The sequence below is a fragment of the Sulfurimonas sp. genome (assembly GCF_028694895.1).
In the GTDB taxonomy this organism is placed as follows: domain Bacteria; phylum Campylobacterota; class Campylobacteria; order Campylobacterales; family Sulfurimonadaceae; genus Sulfurimonas.
The window spans coordinates 1-3075 of sequence record NZ_JAQVKA010000142.1 but is presented as its reverse complement, the minus strand read 5'-3'; the positions used below and the strand labels follow the sequence as shown (position 1 = coordinate 3075).

4 protein-coding genes are annotated in these 3075 nt (G+C 37.0%); 3 read left to right on the top strand and 1 reads right to left on the bottom strand.

Annotated elements, in window-relative coordinates; all coding sequences use genetic code 11:
- The 3 genes from PHI38_RS09925 to fliI form a co-directional block, all read left to right on the top strand.
- Positions 1-864, top strand: an 864-nt coding sequence (locus PHI38_RS09925) for a ribonuclease J (protein ID WP_299855677.1), incomplete at its 5' end; no start/stop codon positions are given.
- A gap of 147 nt (positions 865-1011) precedes the next feature.
- A complete protein-coding gene (folE, locus tag PHI38_RS09920; protein ID WP_299855675.1) occupies positions 1012-1596 on the top strand; it encodes a GTP cyclohydrolase I FolE in 585 nt (194 codons plus the stop codon).
- Positions 1597-2910 (top strand): flagellar protein export ATPase FliI, encoded by a 1314-nt coding sequence (gene fliI / locus PHI38_RS09915; RefSeq protein WP_299855673.1) that lies wholly within the window; start codon positions 1597-1599, stop codon positions 2908-2910.
- On the opposite strand, the gene PHI38_RS09910 is transcribed toward fliI, so the two are convergent.
- Positions 2891-3075 (bottom strand): hypothetical protein (locus PHI38_RS09910; RefSeq protein WP_299855670.1); only part of this gene is annotated, 185 nt, incomplete at its 5' end. The two genes, fliI and PHI38_RS09910, sit on opposite strands and share 20 nt — an antisense overlap.

Here is a 3075-nt window from a genome sequence, read left to right as displayed (position 1 = left end):
ATGCAGTATGACTATATCAAACTTCCAAAAAATATTTTTATTGAACCAGAACAAGTTGCTTCCATGAATGATAAAGAGGTTTTGATAGTTACAACAGGTTCACAAGGTGAACCAAGTTCTGCACTCTTTAGAATGTCAATTGGCGAGCATAGACATGTGAAGATTAAACCTACAGACTTGATTGTCCTCTCATCTCGTGCTATTCCAGGAAATGAGGGCTCTATATCAGGTATGCTTAACCATCTTCAACGTGCTGGTGCTAAAGTAGCAAATGATAGAGATATTCACGTTTCAGGTCACGCTTCTATGGAAGAGCAAAAACTTATGCTACGCCTTGTAAACCCTAAATTCTTTTTACCTATACATGGTGAGTATAACCACGTTATGAAACATAAAGAGACAGCTATGATGTGTGGCGTTCCAGAGAGAAATATCTATATCATGAATGATGGTGATACTGTAGAGATTGCTCCAAAATATATGAGAAAAGTAAAAACTGTAAGAACAGGAAAAACTTATATTGATAATCAAAACAATCATAAAATAGATGATGACATTGTCATAGATCGTCAAAAACTTGCACTAGAAGGTATCGTTATGATTGTTGCACAGATAGATGGGCAACACTCTACTATGCTATCTAAACCACTTGTAACATCATTTGGTCTTGTAGCAGATAAGCAGGATAAAGCTTTTGCTAAAGAGATAGAGGATGTTCTAGAGCTTTTCTTAGTTAACATAAAAGAAGGGCTTATTGAAAATCCAAGAGCATTAGAGAATGACCTTCGTCAAGTTGTTAGAAAACATATATATAGAAAAATGAAAAAATACCCACTAATAGTTCCTCACATTTTTGTGATGTAATTTAGCTTTGCAATAGATACCAACGCGTATCTGTTGCATTTTTATATAAACTATTCTATTTCAATAAAATCATATTTATAAATACATCATTTTCTCAGCTACTTCTTGATACTCTATCAGTTATAAAAAAATATAAAAGGCATAGTTTTGTCAGATAAACAAGATATAAAATTTGAAGACGCAGTAAAATCTATGATGCTTCATGTAGGTGAAAATCCAGATAGAGAAGGGCTTTTAAAAACTCCTCAAATGGTTAAAAAGGCTTATGAGTTTATCTTTGGTGGTTATAAAGAAGACCCAAAAGAGATACTAAGCTCCGCTCTTTTTACAAGTTCAAATGATGAGATGGTGCTTTTAAAAGATATAGAGTTTTACTCTACATGTGAGCACCATCTTCTGCCAATCATTGGGCGCGTTCATGTGGCATATATCCCAGATGGCAAGGTTGTGGGCCTTTCTAAAATACCTCGTGTTGTAAACGTTTTTGCTCGTCGTATGCAGATTCAAGAGCAGCTCACAGAGCAGATAGCTGATGCTATTATGAGCACAATTAAGCCAAAAGGTGTTGCAGTTGTGATTCAAGCAAGGCACATGTGTATGGAGATGAGAGGAGTTGAGAAGATTAACTCAACTACAACTTCTTCAGCGTTGCGTGGACTCTTTAAAAAAGATGAAAAAACAAGAAGTGAGTTTTTCTCTTTGATAAATTCGCCTAATGGTTCACGTTATTAGATGCCCCTCTCACTCCTAAAAGACAAATTATCAAATAAACAATTCTCTGTTGCATTTGGGGAAGTCGTAAAGATAAATGCAACAGTTATTACTGCTCGCGGTCTTAGTGTCAGTATCAGTGATATAGTAAAGATTATTTCAAATCAGAGCACACAAGAGACTATAGGGATGGTTACAGAGATAGATGGAGCGACTTTTTTTATAACACCATTTAGCTTTGTTGAGGGATTTCGCTCAGGGGATAGAGTTTTTTTAGATCAAACAGGACTCAATATACCTGTTGGTGCTTCTCTTTTAGGTAGAGTTGTAGATCCTTTTATGCGCCCAATTGATGGCAAAGGAACTGTTAACAACTCAAAGCTCTCCCCAATCATAAAAGCTCCTATTGCCGCGATGAAACGTGGTATGATTGATGAAGTTTTTAGTGTAGGGGTAAAGAGTATAGATGGGCTCTTAACATGTGGAAAAGGCCAAAAACTAGGCATCTTTGCAGGAAGTGGAGTTGGAAAATCTACTCTTATGGGGATGATTGTGCGTGGTGCTAATGCTCCTATAAAAGTTGTAGCACTCATTGGTGAGCGTGGTAGGGAAGTTCCTGAGTTTATAGAGAAAAACCTTGGAGGAAATCTTGAAAATACAGTTATAGTCGTAGCTACATCTGATGACTCTCCACTTATGAGAAAGTATGGAGCATTTGCTGCTATGAGTGTTGCAGAGTTTTTCAAAGATCAGGGGCTTGATGTACTCTTTATCATGGACTCTGTTACTAGGTTTGCTATGGCTCAAAGAGAGATAGGTTTAGCGCTTGGTGAGCCTCCAACCTCAAAAGGATACCCACCATCATCTTTGACACTTCTTCCACAGCTCATGGAACGCGCTGGGAAAGAGGAGGGCAAGGGCTCTATCACAGCATTTTTTACTGTCTTGATAGAAGGAGATGATATGGGAGACCCTATTGCAGACCAATCACGTTCTATCTTGGATGGACACATAGTCCTCTCACGTGAGATGACAGACTTTGGAATTTATCCTCCCGTTCATATATTAAACTCAGCTTCAAGGGTTATGAACGACATAATCACGCCTGAGCATTTAAAGGCAGTTCAAAAGTTTAGACGACTATATACGCTTTTAAAAGAGAATGAAGTTCTTATAAGAATTGGTGCTTACACAAAAGGGAGCGATCCTGAGCTTGATGAAGCTATTAACAAAAAAGCAGATATGGAGAACTTCTTGATGCAAAACTCATCTACGCAGAGCGATTTTAATGAAACTATAGAGACGCTTTTAAAACTTATGAGTTCTTCATTATAATATCAAAATCTCTCCAGCTATCTCTTTTTGGTCTTTGTGCTTGAACCTCTGTTATTGCAAGATTACGGGCTGAAATCTTCTCAAAGTTTTCCATTAAATTACTAATCTCACTATCCATACCAAAAATATCTATATATGTGTAAATAATTGCTTCTGAGCCATTAA